This window comes from Lederbergia sp. NSJ-179 (assembly GCF_022867885.1).
Taxonomy (GTDB): domain Bacteria; phylum Bacillota; class Bacilli; order Bacillales; family Bacillaceae_C; genus Lederbergia.
This window is the reverse complement of sequence record NZ_JALIFP010000007.1, coordinates 68,017-90,971: the sequence shown is the minus strand read 5'-3', so window position 1 is coordinate 90,971 and position 22,955 is coordinate 68,017. Positions and strand designations below refer to the sequence as shown.

Genomic DNA, 22,955 nt, shown 5'->3' with positions numbered 1-22,955 from the left:
CTATAAAGTCTAAATCTTATCCGCAGGATAGATTAAACCAATTTGTTTCCTTGCTTCCTCCATGATACGCGCCGTCAGCATCGAATTTTGATGGGAATTCACGGTTGATTCCAAATCCCCTTTTTGAATGACGCGAATAAATTCTTCCACCTCATAATACATAGAAGGATAGTCATACGCTTGACTGATCGTTTCCTCGTAACCATGTCGATATCGAATCGTGATGTGCTCAGGTGTGGAGATTTCGTCGATAATGATCGTCCCTTCCTCTCCTTGAATTTCGGATGGACGATAAGCATTCATAATCTTGGAATGGGTCACCACTGCTTCAAAATGATCATATTGTACAAGCAAACTTCCACTACCATCCACACCAGATTCTAACATAACAGCATTTGCCTTTATGGCCTTCGGTTCCCCAAACAACACGACCATTGGATATAAACAATATATCCCTAGATCCATTAACGAGCCATTCGAAAACTGAGGATTAAAGGCATTTAAAATGGTCCCATTTCGGTAACTGTCATATCGTGAAGAATATTTACAGTAACTTGCATCATATCTTCGAATCGGCCCAATTTTATGTATATGCTCTTGAATGGCTTTAAAGTTCGGTAATAAGGTTGTTTTTAAAGCTTCCATTAATACCACTTTATTTTCTTTTGCTGCTTGAATCATCTTTTCTAGTTCCGCAGGATTGGAGGCAATCGGCTTTTCACATAAGACATGTTTTCCCTGATTCAAAAATACCAATGATTGTTTGGCATGAAAAGAATTCGGGCTGGCTATATAGACAGCATCAATCTGATGACTAGCAGCCATCTCTTCCATATCTGTGAAAATTGTATCAACGCCATATTTACCGGCAAATTTCTTTGCCTGCTCCTCAGTGCGGGAATAGACAGCTGTTAATTGAAATTCTTTTACATGTAATGCCGCTTCAATCAATGAATCTGTAATCCAATTCGTTCCAATAACACCAAATCGTATCATAATGATGCTCCCTTCCCAATTATATCTATCTATACTATATTGCATTTTACCAATTCTTGCATCGTTCATGACAAAATATACCGAAAAAAATATGAATTACAAAAATCCTCTTGCAACATTATGATTCTGTGGTAAAATACACTGTATATTTATACGGAATATTTTTCAAATAAACAATCAGTAACGACGAAGACGGCTTGAGTAAAATCCTTTAGAGAATCGGTGGTTGGTGAAAACCGGTGTTTTTTACTTAGAATAGCCTAGCACTTCTGAACTGGCCAATGCCCGGATCTAACCGTTAACTTACTCGAGGCTGTATAGAAAAGCGCAAGCGCCCGTTTAGCGACGTACAAATTTAAATATATGGATGAACAGCTAAATTCGCGCCGTCCTGGCGAAACGCTGTTCTGACCAACATCCTGTTGGCCTGAGATAAAGGAAACACGGTGAGGACGAAGGACGAACCGATGTTGACTTATCGTAGGAAGAAACCGTAAATTTGCTAGTCGCTGGGCGCTGGAGCTAGACCTAGGAGTTTTTCATACAGTAAACGAGGGTGGCACCACGATCTCACGTCCCTCATAACTAGGCGCATGCGTCTGTTATGGGGACGTTTTCATTTTTACAATGCAACTGCTTTTTAACACAAAAAGAAAATTCACAAAACTAGGAGGATTGAATCAATATGTATAAAGTATTAGTTTCAGATGCAATTAGTGATACAGGTTTAACGGCTCTCTATGAACATTCTAATTTTTCCGTCGATAAAAAACCAGGACTCTCTCCAGAGGAATTAAAGATAATGATCGCTGAGTATGATGCCCTTATTGTTCGGAGCCAAACGCAAGTCACAGAGGAAATTCTCGAAAATGCGCAAAAATTACAAGTCATTGCCCGTGCTGGTGTCGGGGTGGATAATATTGATATTAACGCCGCCACGAAAAAAGGAATCATTGTCATTAACGCACCAGGAGCGAATACGATCTCAGCAGCAGAGTTGACAATGGCGATGATGTTATCCCTTGCCCGAAATATTCCAGCCGCCCATGCCTCTACGACAGCAGGAAAATGGGAAAGAAATACATTTAAAGGCGTTGAAATGTACCAAAAAACGCTTGGTATTATTGGTATGGGAAAAATTGGAACAGAGGTTGCGAATCGGGCGATGAGCTTCGGGATGAATATTCTTGGCTATGATCCTTATTTAACAGAAGACCGCGCTCATCAAATGGGAATCACAAAAGCTTCATTAGATGAGATTGCTGCGGAAGCGGATTTTATTACGGTTCATACGCCTCTGATTAAAGAAACAAAAGGATTAATCAATGATGAATACTTAGCGAAAACAAAGCCAGGCGTTCGCATCATTAACTGTGCGCGCGGCGGAATTATTGAAGAAGAGGCGCTTGTCCGTGCGTTACATTCTGGTCAGGTAGCTGGAGCTGCTCTTGATGTATTTGAAACAGAACCCGTATCCAATACGGAATTGCTCAGGTCTCCAAATGTGATTGTCACACCGCATTTGGGTGCATCGACGGTTGAAGCCCAAGAAAAAGTGGCCCATGAAGTAAGTGAAGAAATCATTGATATTTTTGAAACTCAATCGATTCGTCATGCTGTGAACATGCCACAAATTTCCGGTGAAACCCAGAAGAAATTGCAACCATACCTTACATTAGCCGAACAAATGGGTACACTTGCGATTCAATTATTACAAGAAGCCCCTGATCATGTGGAAATCGCCTATGCTGGGGAGCTAGCAAAGGAAAGTACAGATCTATTAACACGAAATATCTTAAAGGGCGTTTTAACCCACCATCTTGGCGATACAGTGAATTTGATTAATGCTCATCATCTGTTAAAAGATCAAGGTGTCGCCTCGAATGTTTCTAAAAATCCGAAGAGCAAAGGATTTGCTTCTTATGTCGAGGTTACCCTTCATCGAGGAGAAAACAAAGCCAATATTGGGGCGACGATTTTAAATGGCTATGGTTCTCGAATTGTTAAAATGAACGATTATCGCGTCGATGTTCGTCCCGAAAGCAATCTTTTGTATATCAAGCATCATGATATTCCGGGAATGATTGGCCGTGTCGGCTCAACACTTGGGGATTATGATATTAATATCGGCACGATGCAGGTTGGACGTACAGATGTTGGCGGAGAAGCGATCATGGTCCTCACACTTGATAAAAAGGCGGAAGGAGAAGTCCTTGTTGGCCTGAAAGCTTTAAAAGGGCTGAAAGATGCTCAGTACTTGGAACTAGTAAATATTGAGAAATAAAAGCTGAGGCCGTTCATCTTTGAACGGCCCCTTCCACGTTTTCCTTTTCGACTTGAGACTTTTCTATGGAGCGGATAATCTTTCCATGGTCTAATTCATGTACAGTATCACAGAGAATTTCAATGTCTTCTTTGCCATGACTGGCTAATATAATCGTTTTTCCTTTATCTTTGAGCTCTAGGAGTAACTTGCGCATATCGGCTACCCCTTGATTATCCAAGCCATTCATTGGTTCATCAAGAATGAGGATATCTGGATCTTCCATTAAAGCCTGCGCTAGTCCAAGGCGCTGGCGCATTCCTAATGAATATTTGCCAACATGCCGCTTACTCTTTGCATCTAAGCCCACCTTCTCAATCACTGCTAAAATTTGTTCCTTAGAAATCGTATGTTGGATCGCGGCCAAAAATTTCAAATTGGTATAGCCATCATAATTTGGTAAAAATCCTGGTGCTTCAATGATGATCCCAACACTTTCAGGCACATCAATCTCCTTGCCGATTTGCTTGCCATTTACGTGAATGGTGCCCGTTGTCGGAATGACAAAGCCGCAAATACACTTAAGTAACATCGTTTTGCCTGATCCATTTCTTCCGATCAACCCGTGAATCTTCTGCTTTTCAAATGAAAGGGAGATACCATTCAAAACAGTAGTCTCGCCAAATTTCTTCGTTACATTTTCAACTTTGATCGCTGGTTGCATCTTCCCCACTCCTCTCCATCTAAATAGGCGGCAACACGTTGATTGTTTGTTTTCGATTAACAATTATTGCCGATATAATCATCCCAATAATCAGGACAGCGAAGCCAATATAAACATAGGTGATTGACGGCATTTGTGTCGTTCCTTCAATATCAATCCTTTCAATACTGCTCCACGAAACGGGAGAGAAGCGGTATAGATAATCCCTTCCAATAATGGTTGCATCTAAAACAAGAAAGAATGATGCGGCTAATACACCTAAAATTCTTGTGTTCGATAACGAATTGACTACATAAATTAATAATCCCAAAAAAACACCGGCCAACCAGGAAAGAAGAAAGGAAAACCAAATGGCTTGCAAGGGAGAAAAATAATGGGTAATGCTCCCACTAATAAACATCTTTAATCCCACCACCTGTGCAGCATTCGTATTCGCTAATGTCCCAAGCACCTTTCCCCATTCTAATGTAAAGTGCATATGAAATAAGTTGATCCCAATGGTGAGGATAAATAAAAAGACAAAATAAAAAGCTGAACTAATCACAATATAGCTAATTTGTCCAATGCTCCATGGAACCCGGCCACTACGGGCAATGACATAGGGTTGATTTTCATCAATAAAGGGAGCATCACAGAAAAGTAAGAGTAAAGGAAACAAGAATAAGAGCTTTGTATATTTTTGCGAAAATAGAAAGGGAAAGATCCAGGGCGATACTTTCATATCAATTTCTCTACTAAAGTCAATAATTTCCTTTGTGAAATAATGAGTTAAAAGGATCAAGATAATGGCAATCATCCATACCCGATAATTCGCCCCCCATTTCCGGAAGTTTTGAAAGCAAACACAACGCGCTTGATTAAACAACTTCATTCCGAATTCGCCTCCTTACCTGGTAATCAAATAGACAGCCAACTAAAGCGGCAAATAACAGAAAAACAAAACAGAAATAAACAAAACTGATCAGTGGCCCTTGTTGAAGTACGTCAGCGCTCCTTGTTAACAGGTAAAGATTAAGCCAACTAGGAAAAAGTTTTGTTACTTCTTCTAAAATGTAACTCGCAATTACTGGTGTCGTGACTGCGACAAAATGACTCGGAATAAAAGCGGAGACCGCTAACCCGACCACTGTCCATAACGCCGCAGCCAAACTGAAAATAAAGCTTTCAGCTAATACAACAAGCAACGGGAAAGCTCCCTCTGCTAGTGGTGAAAAAAGCGGAGAAATGATATTTTCTAAATCCTCACTTGGAAAAAGTGGCATTTTCAGCAGTAATAAGAGACAAAATAAAAGTACCCCGATAAAAACAGTTAAAAAGCCACTGAGAAAACAAGTAATGACCTTGGACCAGACATATCTTTTTGCCCCCGTGCGAATCACTACCGGTTTTAAGTATTGATATTTCCAATCACTACAAAAACTGGCTACATAGGGCAGGGCAGCAAATAAAACAACTAATTTTTTAAACATCGTTAGTCCAATAAAGATATCAAAATAATAATAGACTCCATAAGCTGGTCCCATTGCATCCAGCTCATCCCACACGCTTATAAAGCATAATACGGTGACGCCAATAATCGAGAGATAGAAAGCTGGTGAGGAGGATACTTGCATCGCCGACATTGTAAAGGCTCTTCTTTTCATCTCTACTGTTCACCACCAATCCGAATTTCTTCCCCCGTTTCTGCGTTGATGATAATTGTAAAATCGGCGGAGATTGTCGATGTTCCTTTTTGGTCCGTGTAAGTCGTCTCTTGTTGAGCTGTGAAAACCCAAGCCGGAATAAGTTCGTAGCCAATTCCTTCACTACTGGAAACAGTTGGCACATATTCCAAAGCAATATGAGAAATATGAATAGGGTCGGTTAGCAGCGTATCCTTATACTTGTTTTTCACTTTTTCAAGTGCCATGTCCACAGAAATCGGTGTAATGTTCTCTTTGATTGTTTCTTCCATTTCATAAATTCCCCTACATGTGAAGTAGATCAGGTCATCCTGATGGACCACTCCCATAATTCGACTGCCAATTGCAGGGATCTGATTATTAGCACTTAAATAGCCTTTATTGGTCACAGCAATATTGTCATAAACAACCGGAAAAATAACAAGATAAGCCTCATCCGTCTGTTCCCACTTTTTAGGATGAGCACCATGCTTCCCCTCATAATCCTCCCATTCATTTTCCAACGTTTTGAAATCAAGTGCAAACACTTCGGGCTCGCCTAACGGAGAGATGCCTGCTTTACTTGCTACAGTTCTAACTGTATCGATCGCCTTATCTTTAGAGAGATTGTTTAGGCTTGTCTGTTGAAAGACGTTTTTTATATCTGAACGAATAAAAAAGCTCGTGCCACTGATGACCGTATCATATTCACGTTCATCATAATATACATCTACATACCTTATCGCACCTAAGTCCAAGGATAAATACGATCCATCCGAAACTTCAAAGTATTTTTCTTTATATTCTGGAAAGAGCTCATTGTTATTTTCATATGTGTCCTTAATTGGTTTGTTTTCTAGAAATTCCTTAATTATTGAATCCTCATCAAAAGCCTGTAAAGTGACGGAACTACTTTTTAATTTTCCCGAATCCGCCCTCGTTACATCCGCTTTGACGATTAGATTTTCTTCTAATTTTGTATCAATAAAGCTAGGTGTGGTTTCAGTAGCTGCCGAATCCTTTGATGCCTTTAAGTGTGCTGAATCAGAAGCATTATTGGGTGCCCCCGTTGGAAAGCACGCACTAAGGATAAACACAGAAAAACCAAACAAGATTATCCATATCTTTTTCATCTAAACCTCCTCGTATAAAAAACCGATGCAGGGGGTCGGTCTATTGATCAAAAGAAAGAATATCAGGAATACCAATATCCTTCAGCGGTTACATTATATTCGTCTGTGTCAGCTTGGAGTACCAAATTAGTTCCTTTTCCTCCAGCATTTGGTGAGTAACTTTTAACTATCCTTGAAGCGTTGCTCGGGGTAACTCTAATGTACCCAGTATATGAAGTTGAACTCGTGCTTGCACTTTTCCTTACATTGTAGTAAAATCTATCACTACTAATTATGTTGTGTTTTTGCGTATAAATATACGTTTTCTGTTCATTGTCATCTTTTGGATTTGGGGCAGTATATGCGACCCCATTGTTAGCGGACGGATTGACATTAAATGAAAAATTCTTTTTAGCCGCAAAAGCTGATGGTGACATGATAAACAAGATAGCTGCCATGATCAAACTCATTGAAATAACCTTTTTTCTCATTGAACTTATCCCATTTTCTAATAAAGTTTATTTAGAACCTGTCCCCTGCACAACAGGTTGCTAATAAGGCCAACTAAAACATGGACAATAAAAGAATGACCTGTACATCATAGCGCTTACAAAAAAACTCAGTTATTAATCTATAAAAATCATTTACTTCGAGATTACATCTCCTCTTGTTACAAAATATTTCTACTTATTTACAATAATATCAAAAATATGACAAAAATGCCAATCAAAAAAATTCAAATATTGGTAAAATATTAATAAAGGAATGAAAAAAATTATAACACTTACATATTTTTGATCTTCACTCGATGATCTACCATTTTATTTATCTAATAAGGACCGTCCAGTGCTGCGAGCCGGCAGCCTATAATAGAATCGCTGTACACGTTTTTCGCATTGGGCTGGATCCGCCAATTGTTTTTCGGGATCAAAAGAATGGTTGGATCGGCGGAAAACACGACTATTCATATGCTATATGTACAGAATTGTCTTTCCCGCCATATCCACTGAAACTTCCCCTTTTGAAAACTTGGAAAAGGGATTACTTCTTACTTTTTCCTAATATCACACGAGTTCTTTCACTTCCAACACATTATCCAAAATATAATCGGCTTCGTATTCTTCAAATTCTTTTCTCGCTTTCTTCCCTGATAATCCGGTTAGTACGGCTGCAAACGTACAGCCCATTTTTCTTGCCGCTAATAAATCGGCTAAAGAATCCCCGACAATTAATATTTCTTTTCCATTCTCTATTGGTAAAATGGTCTCGACACACTCCATGATAGATTTCTGTTTACTTGACAGCGCCCACACGTATGTAAAGGGATGTGGCTTGGATAGGCCTGCATGATCCTGGCAAACCTTTTCAGCAGCTAGGACATCATCGGCGGTGACAATATTGTTTCGATCCAAATGATCTAACCACCCTAAATATTGGAATGGCTCCAATGTTTCTAACTCGGGACGCCCTGTTCCAATTCCGATCTGGATGCCAGCTCCTTTGAGAGATTGGAATAAATCCGCAATCGCTTCTGGTTCCGCTAGCACCCTTTCATCGGTTAAAAAACCTTTCTTGCCCAATTGGATAGAAGGCCGTCCTGTTGATTGGAACACATGCTTATCTCCGACATACCATTCTTGGGAGATATGTTCGCACGTAGACCATAGTTCACCTTGCCTTCCAAAAATCGTCTGATTTACTTCTAGTTTTTCCTGAGCAATCTGATCCAAATGGGCAAATAAGCCAGCTTTGGAGGCATCCGCATCCTGAAAATCATCCAGAAAACTTTTAAAATCAAACGCATGTAGTTGATCAGCGAGGACTCCCTGCATCTCTAATAAAATATCACGATTGATCTCATGGGAAACCCATTTGGTGATTCGCTCTTTCTCCGTTTCTTTTATTTGCTCTAGTAGATGGATGATCTGATAAGCTGCTGTTAAATAAATCATATCCCAATTTGCATTTAACCCACATGATTTTAAAAAGTTTAGTACTTGATCATGAACAAAAATTCGAGCCCGAATGGATTCGATTTCTTCATCCGTATAATCGGTTTTAAATTCGTTCGGACAAAGCCCCAGATACTTATCACTACATAAAATTTCCCACACAGTGAGTGCGGATGCATCAAAATAACGTTCCTCACTTAATAGAACGCCATCGACATCAAATAAAACGGTTTTAATCATCACATTTCTCTCCCTAAAAAAGCCAGCTCCTCTCTTCGGATGGAAACTGGCTACTCGTGATTATTGATTTTTTTGTAATGGTGGAATTTCTTTATTTAACATTTCAAAGAATTTTTGGACCAGAAAGTAAGTAGCTCCTAAATCGCCTAATCCTTCATAGGCTGAAACGAGATCCACACTGCAACGTAATGGTTCTACCTGGACAATCGTGATCACGATTTGATTCCGACGCATTCCCCGCTTTTCAATAAGCATTTCACCGCGATCATAATCAAAATGAGTAATTTTCCAACCAGGCATTTTATTATTTATAACTGAAGTAATCGTTTCAGATAATTTGCGTTTCCCTATTTTGTAATAACGTGTTTTTAATTTAGGATCCTTTGCTCGATCGCTTGTTTCCGTACTATTTCTCCACAATCCCGTAATAATACGCATAACAGACATAACAATCCCCCCTATCTTCTTTTTTTAAAAAATATGTATTCATTATCTCTATTATATGACTTTTCTCTAGTATATGTCCATGATACACATAAAATATTCTGTATATTTATGAATAAAAAAGAAAGCGGATATTTATTCGAAAGGTAAGAATAAATATCCGCTTCTCACTAACGATTAATCAAAATAGATTTCTTTCCCTTTTTCGGCAGACTCGTAAATTCCGGTAAGAATTTTGGTCATTTCTACGCCATCTGCTACAGGGCTAAGTGTTTCTTTTTCCCCTAAACAAACGCCTACGAAATGATCAATCTCCGCTTGGAAGGCTTGACTAAAATTGAATGTCGGGCTATCCACCTGTGGAATGAGATTGAGCATCGTGTCATGCTTCTCAGAAACAATCGCAAGCCCTGGCTCTACTTCTGCGCCACCCTTTGTTCCATATAATTTAACAGAGATTTCATCCTCTTTTGCATGCAAGGTGAAGCTCACATCCACTAGCAAGGATGCGCCATTTTCAAAACGGATCATGGCATTCGCCATATCTTCTACTGTGTTTTTGTCCGGATCATAGTCGGCAGCTTTATAGAAGGATAGATGTTTAATATTTTTTCGATTCCCTAGTTTATTATACGTATTTCCGGAAATCGATTTTACTTTTGGACATCCCATGAGATACCATAGAACATCGATCACATGAACCCCGATATCTATCAGAGGTCCGCCGCCAGATCTTTCAATATCCGAGAACCAACCACCAGGATTTCCAAGTCGACGAATACAAGTTGCTTTTGCGAAGTAAATGTCACCAAGATCATCTTCTTCAATAAACTTTTTCAAAATTTGTGTATTGGACGCGTATCTCCTTACAAAGCCAACTTGCAATTTTTTCCCGGTCTTTTTCACCGTTTCTTCCATTTCATACGCTTTTTCCACACTGGTGGTCATTGGCTTTTCAACCAAAACATTTTTCCCGCTATTGAGTGCGGCGATCGCAATATCGGCGTGGGAATTATTCCACGTACAAATACTGACTGCATCCATTTCTTTATCCTTCATTAGTTCATGGTAATCTACATATGTTTTAGAAGCGCCGTATTTTTCAGCTTTTGCTTTGGCCCTATCTTCATTCAAATCACAAATCGCATAAAGTTCCACTTTGTCGTTATTTGCATAAGCATTCAAATGCGCCTCTGAAATGGATCCGGCACCAATTACCCCAATTTTTAATTTCGTCATTTTGCTCTCCCCCTACGCTTCTTCAAAGAACCGACGGACATTCTCCATCCCAATCTTTGATCCTTTTTTACAATCTTCCATACCTTCAAATTCAACTGAAATATAACCATCATAGCCAGAATCTTTCACGACTTTCACAACTTCCCGCATATCAATATCCCCGTGTCCGACAATCGCCCCTCTTAGAAAATTCCCATTGACTGTTTGAAACCAGCCGTCCCCCGGGTTTTGATAGGATGGGCGCCAATAAAAGTCTTTAAAATGAACAAAAGAGGCAAATGGTAGATTTTTTTTCACAGCTACGACTGAGTTTTCGTCGACGCACATAAAGTTTCCAACATCCAGCGTTGTTTTAAAGTTGTCGCGATTTACTTCGTTAAGCAAGCGTTGCACACGGTCACTCGCTTGGACATAAAGTCCATGATTCTCAATACTTGTAGTGATATCATATTGCTGCGCATAATCAGCAATTTGCTGACAAGCTTCTACTAATAACGGTAGATCCTTCTCAAATTGGGCAATGGTTGTATCAGCACCAGACCGCCATGCAACATCATGGCGCATTCGATTTACACCTAACTGATGAGCGATATCCACATGTTGCTTTACCCTAGCAATCTCCGCTTCAAATGCTTCACGACTTTCTGTGATAAAATTAGCTCCGATCAGATAATGGGAAATCTCAATTCCGGCACTTTTCGCTTTCTCCTTGATCTGCTCTATAAGTTCTGGTTTTTCGATTAGGTCTAATTCCCCCATTGGCACAATTTCAATATGTTCTCCACCTTGGTCTGCCACCCATTGGATTGCATCTAAAATCGTCATTTCTCCTGTGTTCATGGCTTGAGATAAACTGTATGAGCTCAATCCGATTTTCATTTCAAACACCTCTTCTTATAGATCCAGTCAATATAAGATCGACTAGTGTATGTTGTTCTTTCTCATTTGCGAAAAATTATCTTTTTACTAAAACCGTCTTTCCTTCTTCATGAGACTGATAGGCGGCTTTCACCACTTCTAATGTTCGAAGACCATCTGTTCCAGAAATAGAAGGAGCGATTCCTTCCTTTACACAGGCAATGAAATCATTCACCAATCCATCATCCATATCTTCCGCAAATGAAAGCTGGGAGATTGTCTTGTCCTCATCATTATAATAAAGCGCAAATTGTTTAAAGGCATCGACTTCTAGGCTTCCTTTTGTGCCGACAAATTTAATAATCGCGTCCCCCCATGTTGGGAATGTTTGTGGTCTTGACCAACTATGGTCAATCGATACGATAATGCCGGACTCCAATTCAATGGTCACTAATCCACAGTCTTCTACATCAATATCATAGAAACGAGTGTCCATTTCTGCATAGATACTATGAACTTCCTCTTTCATTACCCAACGGATAATGTCCATAATATGAACGATATGATCAGTAGCAGCCCCACCTCCTGACAGTTCTTTCTCAATAAACCAGCCACCAGGCATTTTTCCGTGATTCGTTCCTGTAATGGCAACGACTTCTCCAATGGCCCCCTGTTCGATTAATTTCTTTGCTTGTTGAAAGCCTGGTGCAAAGCGAACTGGATAGGCAATCTCTAAAAACACACCCGCTTCTTCACACGCTTGGATCATCGCTTTCGCATCTTCCACTTCCGTCGCAATCGGCTTTTCACATAGTACATGCTTTTTCGCTTCAGCCGCTTTCACGACGTGTTCTTTATGATTCGCATTTTCAGAGCAAACGACAACGGCTTCAATATCTGTATGTAAAAATTCATCTAAGCTGGAAAAATATTTACAGCTGAATTTTTCGGCCATTTCTCTTCCACGGCCTTCATCGGCATCCCATATGCATGTTAATTCGGCATCAGGATGTTGGGTAATATAAGTAGCATAACTAACCGCATGCATATGAGCGAAACTAATAATTCCGATTTTCATATTATCGTCCCCCTTCCGAGAGTGATACAGGTTGACCTGTTTGAATCGATTTTACTGCTGCTTCTGCAATTTGAATCGCTTTTAATGCATCCGTTGCTGTCACAATCGGTTCTGCTTTTCCTTCCATACATTGGATAAAATGCTCCAATTGGCGCCTGTAAGGGTCTTTATGCATAAGGCTCTTTGGCACTTGTCTATCCTCATCCGCTGAAGAATGAAGCTGTAAGGAAATGGTGACCGTGGCTTGATGGTCGTACGTAATCATACCCTTATCGCCTGCCAATTCATAGCTAGCCTGGAATTCAGGTTCCGCCCAAGACAGTTCTACATAAGCGATTGTTCCATCTTCCATTCTCAAGGTAACAAATCCGTATTCCATTTTTTCCGCTTCTTCATGGCCACGTTTTACACTTTTGGCCATCACTCTTTTGACATCCCCAAATGTCCATTGGAGCCAGTCAAATTCATGGGAACCTAGATCTAGAAATAAGCCCCCGCTTTTTTCATCATCTGCGTACCAACTTCTCCCTTGGGGGAAAGGTACACCTCTTGTTAAGCGAACAACTCCTGGTTTCCCAATTTTCCCGCCTTCGACTTGTTCTTTTGCATTCGCATACTCTGGGAAGAACCTGAGAGTATGACCCACTAATAATTGAACTTGGTTTTCCTCACAAACTTGGATCATTTCATTCGCTTCCACACTGGTTAAGGCTAAGGGTTTCTCACAAATCACATGCTTTTTAGCCTGCGCTGCTTGCTTAACCAATTCGGCATGAGTATAAGTAGGTGTACACACATCAACAGCATCAACGTCTGTTTGGGCAAAAAGCTCTTCCAAACTAGTAAATGGCTTTACATCATATTTCTTTGCTACCATTTCAAGCCTTTCTCTATTTCTAGCAATGACTCCAACAACCTCTACACCAGCAATCTGTTGCCATTTGTCTAAATGTCTTTGACCGAGCTTACCTGAACCGATTACTGCAATTTTCATCAAAAAACCACCTCTCCATTCGATCATCTTGATCTTTTTTTATTCGCTAAGTGTAAAATGAAATAACTCATGTAGTAGTAGGGAAGCTGCACCGATCACATCAGCGTCATTTCCGAAAGAACTTGGCAAAACTTCAAGCTCTCCCGTATGCGTTTCCAAAGAATGGCCTGCAACAAACTCATGTACCTTTTGGATAAAATAGGGGTTGTCATCGGCCAATTCTCCACCTACAATAATTTTTTCGGGATTAAACAAGTTCGTGATCGACACAATTCCCATCCCAAGATAGAAAGCAACCTCTTCCAAAACAGAGACGGCTAATGGATCTTGTTGTACAATGGCTTGATTAAATATGTCAATCGTCAGATGGTCATGCCCAACATTCAACCACTTAGATATCATTGACTTTTTTTCCCTTTATAATGTCGGATTCCATTCGGGATTGAATCGCTGGCCAGCTTACATAATTTTCTAAACAGCCAATATTTCCGCATTTACAAACCGGGCCATTGAAATTGATGGTCGTATGGCCAAATTCCCCTGCACCCCCATGATGTCCACGATAAATAGCATCATTCACAAGAATGCTAGCCCCTACACCATCACCGATCGTGACATAGACTAAATTTTTAGACTGCTGGTAATGACCATAGCCTTTTTCTGCTAGTAAACTTCCATTTGTATCATTATCAATATAGGTAGTGATTTGCAGGGCCTGTTCAATTTTTTCTTTTAAAGATACGTTTGTCATGTTTAATTTGGGATTATAGACAATAACCCCTTTATCAGCATCCACGATTCCTTGAAAGGTAATGGATACCCCTAAACATTTTTCCTTTTGTTGATAGGGTTCTATAAAATCCCTTAGGAGCTTGATAATAAAGTCACTTAGATCATCGTAGGTTTTATGTGTTAATGAGTGGCTTTCCTTTCTTTGGACAGTGGCATATAGGTTTAATGCTGCTATTGTAATCTTTGATGCATTAATAGCCACCCCAATGATAAAACGTTCAACTGGATTTAATTGAACAAGGATGGGCTTTCTACCACCACTAGAAACACCTGTTCCATTTTCCATAACAAGCGAATCCTTCATCAAAACATTGACACAAGAGGCAACAGTCGTTGGGCTAATTGCCACTTTTTTAGATATGTCAGCACGGGATATGGGACCTTGCTTCCGTATAATATCGAGTATAATTGATTTATTTAATTCCCGAATTAATTGCGCATCTCCCGTCCTTACCAATGTCATCCCTCACTCTTTTCTCCGCTGTCAACTACTTTCTCCAACAACTTTATTAAGTCTAGAATAGCATAAACAAACTTGGTAGTTCAATGGTTTTCCCTCTTTTTTTCTGCAAAATAAATACAACCTCCTTGGTCATGGAAGAAAGGCTATGTTCCATGTCCTTACCGTTCTTCCATTCTTCTAATAAGGAGGGGAGTCTTTCAATTGATTATAAATCATCCACAACGATATAAGCCGCTTTAACAGGGCCATGTACCCCAACAACGAGATCCATTTCAATATCAGCGGAATTACTTGGCCCTGTAATAAAATTGATGCAAGAAGCGAGATGTTCTCCATTTTTCGTTTTCGCTCTGATCATCTGGGCAGCCTGTGTCATCCGCGGAACAATCGAGCTTTTTGGAATAAGGATGATCAATTTTAAAGGCAAAAAGCTAACAGAACGCCCCCTATCTTTGTTGCTAAACAGGACTGCGGTTCCCGATTCAGCAAGGGTGATATCACTAATCGTGATCCCAATATTCGCTGATTCCGCTATATCGATATTGGCTCTTCCTTTTCGGTAATCCCATTCATGAGCATATTTTTCTTTTAATAATGGGGATAAGCCGTAATCTTGGAAACGCGAGTCCTTCCAAGTAATGATGGGTCCACCCCCATATTCTTCCACCAGCTTTTCCACTACTTCTTTTAATTTTGATTTTGTCGTTTTAATAAAATCGGTATGAATATGAAGACATTGATCTTTTAAAACTTCAACTAATTCATCGGGTGTTTTCCCTTGTAGTACAGCCGCTTGGGGCTGATACTTCCATTTCGGCTCTTCAACCTTTTCAAGAACCGGCTCCCGTCCGAGCCGCTCGGCAATATTCTTCAAAAAATCATCCCTGTTTTGGATTGTGCCACTCATGAAGGATCCCTCTCTTTTTTATGTGTCTAGCTCCAGCGCCCAGCGCCTAGCAAACTTTCGGTTTCTTCCTACGATAAGTCAACATCGGTTCGTCCTTCGTCCTCACCGTGTTTCCTTTATCTCGTCAGAACCCTAAAAAGTTTGTACGTCGCTGAACGGTCGCTTCCGCTTTTAACGCTCTTTAAACCAATCTCTAAATCTATTTTTACCAGGAGCCGGAAAGTCTCGTATTTCTGTCCAGGCTTTTAATGGACCAACCCCTTTTGTGATCTTCCCATCTTTTGTAAGGGGATTAAGAGCAGTCGGGGCCATTTTCGATCCCATTTTATACAAAGTCGGGGAAGCGGCACCGAGGCCAAAAGCTTTCATCAGTAATTTCTCTGAGACAGGAGCTCTTCCTTCCTTCTCGACAATCACCTGTCGATGTTTATGCAATAATTCATGAAGAGGAATCTTTACTGGACAAGCTTCTGTGCAAGCACCACATAGGGTGGAAGCATACGGAAGCTCTTTATAATCATCATATCCCCCGAGGAGCGGAGATAAAACGGCTCCCACTGGACCAGCATAGATCGAACCATAGGAATGGCCGCCGACATGGCGGTAGACCGGGCATACATTGACACAAGCCGCACAGCGTATACATTGGAGGATCGATTGAAACTCTCCCCCTAAAATATTGGAACGGCCATTATCCACGATAACAAGATGGAATTCCTCTGGACCATCGACATCACCCTCATCCTTTGGTCCTGTGAATGTCGTAATATAGCTTGTTAATTTTTGACCAACCGCACTTCGTGTCAACAAGCTAACCAATACTTCCAATTCCTCAAAGGAAGGAACAAGTCTCTCCATTCCCATGACCGTAATTTGCGTTTTCGGCAACGCTGCGACGAGATCCGCATTGCCTTCGTTCGTCACAAGGCAGATGGAGCCTGTTTCTGCAACAGCAAAATTACAACCTGTGATCCCGATATCGGCTGTCATATATTCATGACGGAGCATTTCACGGGCATGCCTGGCCAATTCTTCTGGTTTTTCCGTAAGTTGATAATCAAGTTTTTCTGTAAACACATCTCGAATTTGCTCCTTATTTTTATGCAAGGCTGGCGCAACAATATGGGAGGGTGGATCATGATCATCGACTTGGAGAATATACTCACCGAGGTCGGTTTCAATCACCTCACAACCTGCTTCCTCAAGGCAAGCATTCATACTAATCTCTTCGGTCACCATCGATTTTGACTTGACAATTTTCCGGGCATTTTTCTTTTCAGCCACTTCTCTTATATATTGATTCGCTTCTTCAGGTGTTTGGGCAAAAAAAACATGCCCTCCCCGCTTGGAAACATTCTCACTTAATTGATATAAATAGGAATCAAGATTTTCTAAGACATGCTGACGTATTTCTTCTCCATGTGACCGCCAGTCTTCCCAATTTCCTAATTCCTCTGCTGCATCAAGTCGTCTTGTTCGCAATCTTTCTTGTGCATCAGATACAGCATTCCGCATAAAAGAATCATGAATTCCCTTATCCACACGCTGGGCAAAGTCTTCTGTCCCTATTTTCATCGGCATCGGTTTTCCCCTCCTTATCTACTATTTAATATTTCAGCAATATGCATAACTTTCATCGGTTTCTCTTTTCGATCAATCCTGCCACCGATATTCATTAAACAGCCACAATCGGCGCCGATCAGAACATCAGCCCCTGTTTCTTCGGCATGTTGCACCTTTTCATCCACCATCTGTTCCGAAATCGCTGTCATCTTTACAGAAAACGTTCCTCCAAATCCGCAGCAATTATGCTTCCCTGGTAATTCCGTGAACTCGAGGCCTTTGACATTTTTTAAAAGTTTCATAGGGGCTTCCTTTATTCCAAGTAATCTAGTCATATGGCAAGAGGTATGGAGCGTTACCTTTCCATCAAATGTAGCTCCTACATCCTCTACTTTTAATACATCGACAATAAACTGCGTTAATTCATACGTTTTATTTGCCAATTCCCTCGCTTTCGGACCCCATTTTGGGTCGTCTGAAAAAAGCTGAGGGTATTCATGAAACATAAGGGCACATGATCCAGAAGGACTAACGACATACTCAGCTTCCGAAAAAGTATCGATCATCTTTTTCATCGCTTCTTTTGATTCCTTCACGTAGCCACTATTATAGGCCGGTTGCCCACAGCAAATTTGTGACTCAGGAAAATCCACCTCACAACCTAATCGTTCCAGAAGCTCAACCGTTGCCTTCCCAACATTGCTGTTAAACATATCGACAAGACATGTGGCAAAAAGAGTCACTTTCATCTTTTCATCCCTTTCTTAAAATCCCTTACTGCCTATTTTACCGCAAAAAGAAATACATTCCAACGCAAACAAAAGAATATTTTTAGGGATATCCAAACATTCTCACATTATTTTCGAATAAACATTGTCCAAAATAGAAACGAATAAAACTAGTGATATACCCATGGTGGATTTTAGCAGAAATCAAGCTCACGCAAGAAAAAGGCTAATAAACACTTTCAATGGCTTATTACATGCCCACAACGGCTAATTAAGAAAAGCGCAAGCGCCCGTTTAGCGACGTACAAAATTCAGTTGAAAGATGAACAGCTAAAAGCGCGCCGTCCTGGCGCAACGCTGTTCTGACCAACATCCTGTTGGCCTGAGATAAAGGAAACACGATGAACCCGAAGGGTGAATCGATGTTGACTTACGCAAGCAGGCACCGAAAGTTTGCTAGTCGCTGGGCGCTGGAGCTAGATCCAAACATTAGCCAATTTTTCTTTCTTACCTTTTAAAAAAACAAAGTGCCCGGTCTCTCACTCAAAAACAATCCGATAGAGTGGATTGGGAAGGTGAGGCCAGACACTAGAAAAAATTAGCCGAGATCAGGTGAATCCTTTAACGTAACCGCCTTTTGATGATGATGTAATTCTAAAATAATGATTTCGTTCTCCCCTTCCTGAAGGAATGGAGCAGGTACGTACAGCGTTTGCTGTGGGCCGATTTCCCAGTAACGACCTAGGTTATGGCCATTGACAAATACGACTCCTTTGGACCAATCGGACATGTCCATAAACGTATCTGCTACCTCCTCCACATATAAGGTGCCACGGTGGAAATACGGGTGATCCTCTGTTGTGTCTTGACTTGAAAAGGTAAGCTTGCTTAAGTTCGTTAGTGGTAAAGGATACACCGTCCAATCAAATAAAAATTGATTGCCCAATCGGACGCCTTCTGTAATGCCTTTGAAATCAACAAGAAATGGACCGTAATTGATTCTTCCCATATTTTCTACGATGATTTGAAGCTTGTTTTCTTTTTCCGCTAGATCCACGTCTAATGAAGACTTACCGCTTATCCGATCCACTAGGCCAACGAATTCTCCGTTCAGATAAACTTGTCCGCGATCATGAACATCTTGGACTGTTAATGTTTGTTTCCCGTATGCACCTGTGATTGTCGTCTCATACACAATAAAACCATAGCCTTGTCCATATTCTTCCATTGTTAACGGAGCGGCACTGTATTGCGGCTTAGCAAGTTGATCTAATGACGCCAATAGTTCCGCACTTTCCGTCAATTCTACTACACCATATTCTTTTTTTGGTAAGGGTTCCGGTAATTCCATCTCAGGCAGGTCGACATACTTCTCGAATGTTTTTCTGACTTGATAAAGCTTGTCTGTTACCTCTCCTGATTCTGTCAAAAGTGCATCATAATCGTAGCTTGTAATCGTTGGCTGATAAATTTCTTCATTATGATTCGCACCATTATAAAAGGCAAAGTTTGTTCCACCATGCGCCATATAAAAATTGACGGAGCCATTTTGGTCAAGAATTTCTTCCAATGATTCAACAACACTCTCAGCCGGTCTAGTATGATGTTCTTCTCCCCAATGATCAAACCATCCATGCCAGAATTCCATACACATTCTGGGACCATTGGGTTGATATTCTTTTAAAATGTTAAAAGCATCATAGCCTCGCGAGCCAAAATTCGCTGTTTCGAAAACATCGTCTATCATCCCGCCACAAAACATACTATGGGTTGGTCCATCGGATGTAAACAAGAATATATCGCCTGCACGTTTTTTCAGTCCGTCACGCATATACTCCAAATATTTTTTATCATTGCCAAAGCTGCCATATTCATTTTCAATCTGCAGCGCAATAATGGGACCACCATTCGAAGACAATAATGGATTCAATTTTTCAAACAAAACATCAAAATATTTATCTACTTTTTCCAGATAGGGTTCATTAAAGCAACGTAATTTAATGTTTGGAACGGTCATCAACCAGTATGGAAATCCGCCGAATTCCCATTCTGCACAAATATATGGCCCAGGTCTAACAATCACATGCAGACCAACCTTTTCAGCTGTTTTCACAAAACGAACAATATCGGCAATTCCTTCAAAATGAAATTGACCTTCTTCCGGTTCATGGATATTCCAGGCCACATACGTTTCAACAGTATTGAGGCCCGCAGCTTTTAATTTCAGCAAGCGATCCTCCCAATACTCGGGAACTGTTCTAAAATAGTGCATCGCCCCACTAAGAAGTCTAATTTCTTTTCCATCTAGTAAAAAATTCTTTTCATCATAGGTTAGTTTTGACATATTGACATCTCTCCTAATTGTTATTTTTCTAGAATAAGCATGTGAACTTCTGATTTTTTTTCATATCAAGTTCAATAAATCCATCTTTAGCAGGTTCTATTTTTCTTTCTTTATTATCCTTCTCATAAAGTGAAATCGATTGGTCTGTCTTTAATGTGATTGAGTTATCGAATAGGCACTTGATGTCCAATCGCTGAATTATCCTTTTATCCCATGCTAAGCTAACTTCAAAGCCACCACGTATACGAAGACCGGTGATCGAACCTTTTATCCATGTGGAAGGAAGAGCAGGCAATAATTCGACATAACCTCTATGTGATTGGATGAGCATTTCTGCTACTCCGGCTGTATAGCTAAAATTCCCATCAATCTGGAATGGTGGATGGGCACCAAATAGATTCGGGTATAGACCACCACCAATAACATCCTGATTATTTTCCGGTACAATCCGAAAGAGTTGTTCGAACAGTCCTTGAACCCTTTCTCCATCTTTTAATCGTGCCCATAGACACATTTTCCAGCCAAGGCTCCAGCCTGTTCCAGCATCTCCTCGTCTGTTCAATGTTTGGCGAACCGCATCCAACATTGGTCCATCTGTGAGTTGGGCTCCCGGAAAAACGCCATATAAATGCGAAACATGGCGATGCTGAAGCTCCACATCTTCATAATCGATTAACCATTCCTGTAATTGTCCATACTTTCCAATTTGTAACGGATGGAGGCGTTCTTTCGCTTGACGCACTTGGGACTCCAAAGAATCTTTCATCCCTAAAACCGATGTCGCTTCAAGATAGTTCGTAAATAGATCCCAAATAATCTGAAGATCCATTGTGGCACCTTTTGTCACTGTTCCGACTTTCCCATCCTTTGTAAAAAATGGATGTTCCGGAGAAGTAGATGGAGATGTAATCAAATATCCGTTTTCATCTTCTATCAACCAATCTAAGCAAAATTGAACCGATCCTTTCATGATTGGCAGGGCTTCAGCAAGAAAGTCTTTATCCTGGGAATACTGATAATGCTCCCATAGATGGCGGCATAACCATGGGCCTGACATTGGCCAAAATGCCCAAATCGGATCCCCATGGCGCTTTCCTCCGACAGGGTCCGCTTGCCGCCATATATCTGTATTATGATGAGCTGTCCAACCATCCAATCCATAGCGTTCGCGGACCATTTTACTTCCTGTTACCGATAACTCTCTAATCATCTCTAAAAGCGGTTGATGACATTCAGCTAAATGGGTGATCTCCGCAGGCCAATAATTCATTTCCGTATTAATATTAAGAGTATAATTGGACGACCACGGAGCACGCATTACATGATTCCATATTCCCTGTAAATTGGCTGGTTGGGTACCTGTACGGGAAGAAGAAATCATTAAATAACGGCCGTAGTGAAATAACAGTGTGGCCATTTCCAAGTCATTGGGTCCATGTTTAGCTATTCTTTCATCCGTATCCAGCGATTCATCTGATTTCTGATCTCCTAATGTCAATTCCATCCGATTATACAATTGCTGATAATCTTGAATATGATCACTCTTCAGCCGCTCATAAGGAATGTTCATCGCTTTCGAAAGAATGCTTTCATTTTTGCGCGTCAATGCCGTAAAATCTTTTCCCGGTAACTGATCAAATCCATTAAACGACGTTGCAACGGAAAGATAAAGAATCGCCTCTGTCGCATTTTGAATCAATACTTGCCCATTTTCACTTTCCATGCGACCATCCTTTCTTATAATGCCTAATCTTCCTTCAAAATGAACCGCTTTCGATTCTTCGAATTCTCCGTATATAATCGGCTCATCCTCTTCGTTAACATAATTCGGGGCACAATATTCAGGACATATTCCTTGTAAGGCCATTTGATCCTGATCATTTTGTAACCGAGTTTTTAGTAAACTATCAAAATGAACGCGAACATTTAAACTATTTTGCTTAGATGATGCTAGGCGAATCGCAAGAATTTGATGTGGATAGGAGATAAAAGCTTCTCTTATGTACTGAATGTTACCTGTTGAATACTTTACGGTCGAGAGGGCATTCCGAATGTCTAAAGACCGGTGATACGAATGCGCCATTCCTCCATGAAAATATTGAATATTCAAATCTCCCAGAGGCATATAGGCCTGCGTATAGGGGCCAAACATATTTTTCGTTTCATCTGTTGCTGCTTCATAATTGCTCTGATCAATAAACTCTCGTACTTTTTGCAAGGATTCCTGATCATGATATTGTTTTCTTTCTGGGGGTCCTGACCAAAGGGTATCTTCGTTTAGTTGAAAACGGTCTACCTCAATTCCGCCAAAGTGCATGGCCCCTATTCTTCCATTCCCAAGCGGTAAGGCCTCTGTCCAGGCTACAGCTGGTTTTTTGTAAGACAAAAGATGCATTTTATCAATCCCCCATCTATGTTTTCAATCACTTTTATTATAATTGTTTGCTAATTAAAAAGATATGTTTATCTATAGATTGTTCTCTTTGCAATCCCTTTAAAAGAGAACAGAAAAATATTTGGAATTGACTTTGTTATTGAATGTTTTACGATTTCTTTAAAATGATGGAAAACTGTATTTATATTTAAATTCATGATAT

General features: G+C 40.4%; 20 protein-coding genes. 1 reads left to right on the top strand and 19 read right to left on the bottom strand.

Going from position 1 to position 22,955, the window contains the following annotated elements:
• Positions 1–9: 9 nt before the first annotated feature.
• Positions 10–996 carry a Gfo/Idh/MocA family protein gene (locus MUB24_RS07635; protein WP_244702807.1) on the bottom strand — a complete coding sequence of 329 codons (987 nt, stop codon included), beginning with the start codon at positions 994–996 and terminating at the stop codon, positions 10–12.
• Between the two features lie 685 nt (positions 997–1,681).
• Between MUB24_RS07635 and serA the strand changes: the two genes are divergently transcribed.
• Positions 1,682–3,280 (top strand): phosphoglycerate dehydrogenase, encoded by a 1,599-nt coding sequence (gene serA / locus MUB24_RS07630; protein ID WP_244702806.1) that lies wholly within the window; start codon positions 1,682–1,684, stop codon positions 3,278–3,280.
• Between the two features lie 13 nt (positions 3,281–3,293).
• Here serA and MUB24_RS07625 read toward each other — a convergent pair whose 3' ends face one another.
• The 18 genes from MUB24_RS07625 to MUB24_RS07545 form a co-directional block, all read right to left on the bottom strand.
• Positions 3,294–3,983, bottom strand: a complete 690-nt coding sequence (locus MUB24_RS07625) for an ABC transporter ATP-binding protein (RefSeq protein WP_244702805.1) — start codon at positions 3,981–3,983, stop codon at positions 3,294–3,296.
• A gap of 19 nt (positions 3,984–4,002) precedes the next feature.
• Complete coding sequence (locus MUB24_RS07620) at positions 4,003–4,854, bottom strand: hypothetical protein (protein WP_244702804.1); 852 nt, start codon at positions 4,852–4,854, stop codon at positions 4,003–4,005.
• Complete coding sequence (locus MUB24_RS07615; protein ID WP_244702803.1) at positions 4,841–5,626, bottom strand: hypothetical protein; 786 nt, start codon at positions 5,624–5,626, stop codon at positions 4,841–4,843. The genes MUB24_RS07620 and MUB24_RS07615 overlap by 14 nt, the downstream gene beginning before the upstream one ends.
• 2 nt (positions 5,627–5,628) lie before the next feature.
• Complete coding sequence (locus tag MUB24_RS07610; protein WP_244702802.1) at positions 5,629–6,777, bottom strand: hypothetical protein; 1,149 nt, start codon at positions 6,775–6,777, stop codon at positions 5,629–5,631.
• Positions 6,778–6,839: 62 nt separating this feature from the next.
• A complete protein-coding gene (locus MUB24_RS07605; protein ID WP_244702801.1) occupies positions 6,840–7,247 on the bottom strand; it encodes a hypothetical protein in 408 nt (135 codons plus the stop codon).
• Positions 7,248–7,820: 573 nt separating this feature from the next.
• Positions 7,821–8,948, bottom strand: coding sequence for an HAD family hydrolase (locus MUB24_RS07600; protein ID WP_244702800.1), 1,128 nt, complete (start codon positions 8,946–8,948; stop codon positions 7,821–7,823).
• A 60-nt stretch (positions 8,949–9,008) separates the two neighbouring features.
• Positions 9,009–9,395: a hypothetical protein gene (locus tag MUB24_RS07595; RefSeq protein WP_244702799.1), complete on the bottom strand. Its 387-nt coding sequence runs from the start codon at positions 9,393–9,395 to the stop codon at positions 9,009–9,011.
• A 174-nt stretch (positions 9,396–9,569) separates the two neighbouring features.
• Positions 9,570–10,631, bottom strand: a complete 1,062-nt coding sequence (locus MUB24_RS07590; protein WP_244702798.1) for a Gfo/Idh/MocA family protein — start codon at positions 10,629–10,631, stop codon at positions 9,570–9,572.
• Between the two features lie 12 nt (positions 10,632–10,643).
• A complete protein-coding gene (locus MUB24_RS07585; protein WP_244702797.1) occupies positions 10,644–11,510 on the bottom strand; it encodes a sugar phosphate isomerase/epimerase family protein in 867 nt (288 codons plus the stop codon).
• 76 nt (positions 11,511–11,586) lie between these two features.
• A complete protein-coding gene (locus MUB24_RS07580; protein WP_244702796.1) occupies positions 11,587–12,567 on the bottom strand; it encodes a Gfo/Idh/MocA family protein in 981 nt (326 codons plus the stop codon).
• A 1-nt stretch (position 12,568) separates the two neighbouring features.
• Positions 12,569–13,561: a Gfo/Idh/MocA family protein gene (locus MUB24_RS07575; protein ID WP_244702795.1), complete on the bottom strand. Its 993-nt coding sequence runs from the start codon at positions 13,559–13,561 to the stop codon at positions 12,569–12,571.
• Positions 13,562–13,600: 39 nt separating this feature from the next.
• Positions 13,601–13,963, bottom strand: a complete 363-nt coding sequence (locus tag MUB24_RS23220) for an ROK family protein (RefSeq protein WP_280516913.1) — start codon at positions 13,961–13,963, stop codon at positions 13,601–13,603.
• Positions 13,953–14,816, bottom strand: coding sequence for an ROK family transcriptional regulator (locus MUB24_RS07570; protein WP_280516912.1), 864 nt, complete (start codon positions 14,814–14,816; stop codon positions 13,953–13,955). Before MUB24_RS07570 ends, MUB24_RS23220 begins: the two co-directional genes overlap by 11 nt.
• Before the next feature lie 205 nt (positions 14,817–15,021).
• Positions 15,022–15,723, bottom strand: coding sequence for a LutC/YkgG family protein (locus MUB24_RS07565; RefSeq protein WP_244702794.1), 702 nt, complete (start codon positions 15,721–15,723; stop codon positions 15,022–15,024).
• Positions 15,724–15,894: 171 nt separating this feature from the next.
• Positions 15,895–17,304: a LutB/LldF family L-lactate oxidation iron-sulfur protein gene (locus tag MUB24_RS07560; protein WP_244702793.1), complete on the bottom strand. Its 1,410-nt coding sequence runs from the start codon at positions 17,302–17,304 to the stop codon at positions 15,895–15,897.
• A gap of 14 nt (positions 17,305–17,318) precedes the next feature.
• Complete coding sequence (locus MUB24_RS07555) at positions 17,319–18,035, bottom strand: (Fe-S)-binding protein (protein ID WP_244702792.1); 717 nt, start codon at positions 18,033–18,035, stop codon at positions 17,319–17,321.
• A 577-nt stretch (positions 18,036–18,612) separates the two neighbouring features.
• On the bottom strand, positions 18,613–20,358 hold the full coding sequence (locus MUB24_RS07550) for a glycoside hydrolase family 35 protein (protein ID WP_244702791.1): 1,746 nt from the start codon (positions 20,356–20,358) through the stop codon (positions 18,613–18,615).
• Between the two features lie 28 nt (positions 20,359–20,386).
• Positions 20,387–22,753: a glycoside hydrolase family 95 protein gene (locus MUB24_RS07545; protein ID WP_244702790.1), complete on the bottom strand. Its 2,367-nt coding sequence runs from the start codon at positions 22,751–22,753 to the stop codon at positions 20,387–20,389.
• Positions 22,754–22,955 lie beyond the last annotated feature (202 nt).

Bases quoted from the DNA above. Each gene is read 5' to 3' on its own strand.
- MUB24_RS23220 (WP_280516913.1), bottom strand. From the start codon at position 13,963: ATGATATCTAAGTGGTTGAATGTTGGGCATGACCATCTGACGATTGAC.
- serA (WP_244702806.1), top strand. From the start codon at position 1,682: ATGTATAAAGTATTAGTTTCAGATGCAATTAGTGATACAGGTTTAACG.
- MUB24_RS07625 (WP_244702805.1), bottom strand. From the start codon at position 3,983: ATGCAACCAGCGATCAAAGTTGAAAATGTAACGAAGAAATTTGGCGAG.
- MUB24_RS07620 (WP_244702804.1), bottom strand. From the start codon at position 4,854: ATGAAGTTGTTTAATCAAGCGCGTTGTGTTTGCTTTCAAAACTTCCGG.
- MUB24_RS07635 (WP_244702807.1), bottom strand. From the start codon at position 996: ATGATACGATTTGGTGTTATTGGAACGAATTGGATTACAGATTCATTG.
- MUB24_RS07560 (WP_244702793.1), bottom strand. From the start codon at position 17,304: ATGCCGATGAAAATAGGGACAGAAGACTTTGCCCAGCGTGTGGATAAG.
- MUB24_RS07600 (WP_244702800.1), bottom strand. From the start codon at position 8,948: ATGATTAAAACCGTTTTATTTGATGTCGATGGCGTTCTATTAAGTGAG.
- MUB24_RS07585 (WP_244702797.1), bottom strand. From the start codon at position 11,510: ATGAAAATCGGATTGAGCTCATACAGTTTATCTCAAGCCATGAACACA.
- MUB24_RS07565 (WP_244702794.1), bottom strand. From the start codon at position 15,723: ATGAGTGGCACAATCCAAAACAGGGATGATTTTTTGAAGAATATTGCC.
- MUB24_RS07575 (WP_244702795.1), bottom strand. From the start codon at position 13,561: ATGAAAATTGCAGTAATCGGTTCAGGTAAGCTCGGTCAAAGACATTTA.
- MUB24_RS07605 (WP_244702801.1), bottom strand. From the start codon at position 7,247: ATGAGAAAAAAGGTTATTTCAATGAGTTTGATCATGGCAGCTATCTTG.
- MUB24_RS07595 (WP_244702799.1), bottom strand. From the start codon at position 9,395: ATGTCTGTTATGCGTATTATTACGGGATTGTGGAGAAATAGTACGGAA.
- MUB24_RS07545 (WP_244702790.1), bottom strand. From the start codon at position 22,753: ATGCATCTTTTGTCTTACAAAAAACCAGCTGTAGCCTGGACAGAGGCC.
- MUB24_RS07580 (WP_244702796.1), bottom strand. From the start codon at position 12,567: ATGAAAATCGGAATTATTAGTTTCGCTCATATGCATGCGGTTAGTTAT.
- MUB24_RS07590 (WP_244702798.1), bottom strand. From the start codon at position 10,631: ATGACGAAATTAAAAATTGGGGTAATTGGTGCCGGATCCATTTCAGAG.
- MUB24_RS07610 (WP_244702802.1), bottom strand. From the start codon at position 6,777: ATGAAAAAGATATGGATAATCTTGTTTGGTTTTTCTGTGTTTATCCTT.
- MUB24_RS07555 (WP_244702792.1), bottom strand. From the start codon at position 18,035: ATGAAAGTGACTCTTTTTGCCACATGTCTTGTCGATATGTTTAACAGC.
- MUB24_RS07615 (WP_244702803.1), bottom strand. From the start codon at position 5,626: ATGAAAAGAAGAGCCTTTACAATGTCGGCGATGCAAGTATCCTCCTCA.
- MUB24_RS07570 (WP_280516912.1), bottom strand. From the start codon at position 14,816: ATGACATTGGTAAGGACGGGAGATGCGCAATTAATTCGGGAATTAAAT.
- MUB24_RS07550 (WP_244702791.1), bottom strand. From the start codon at position 20,358: ATGTCAAAACTAACCTATGATGAAAAGAATTTTTTACTAGATGGAAAA.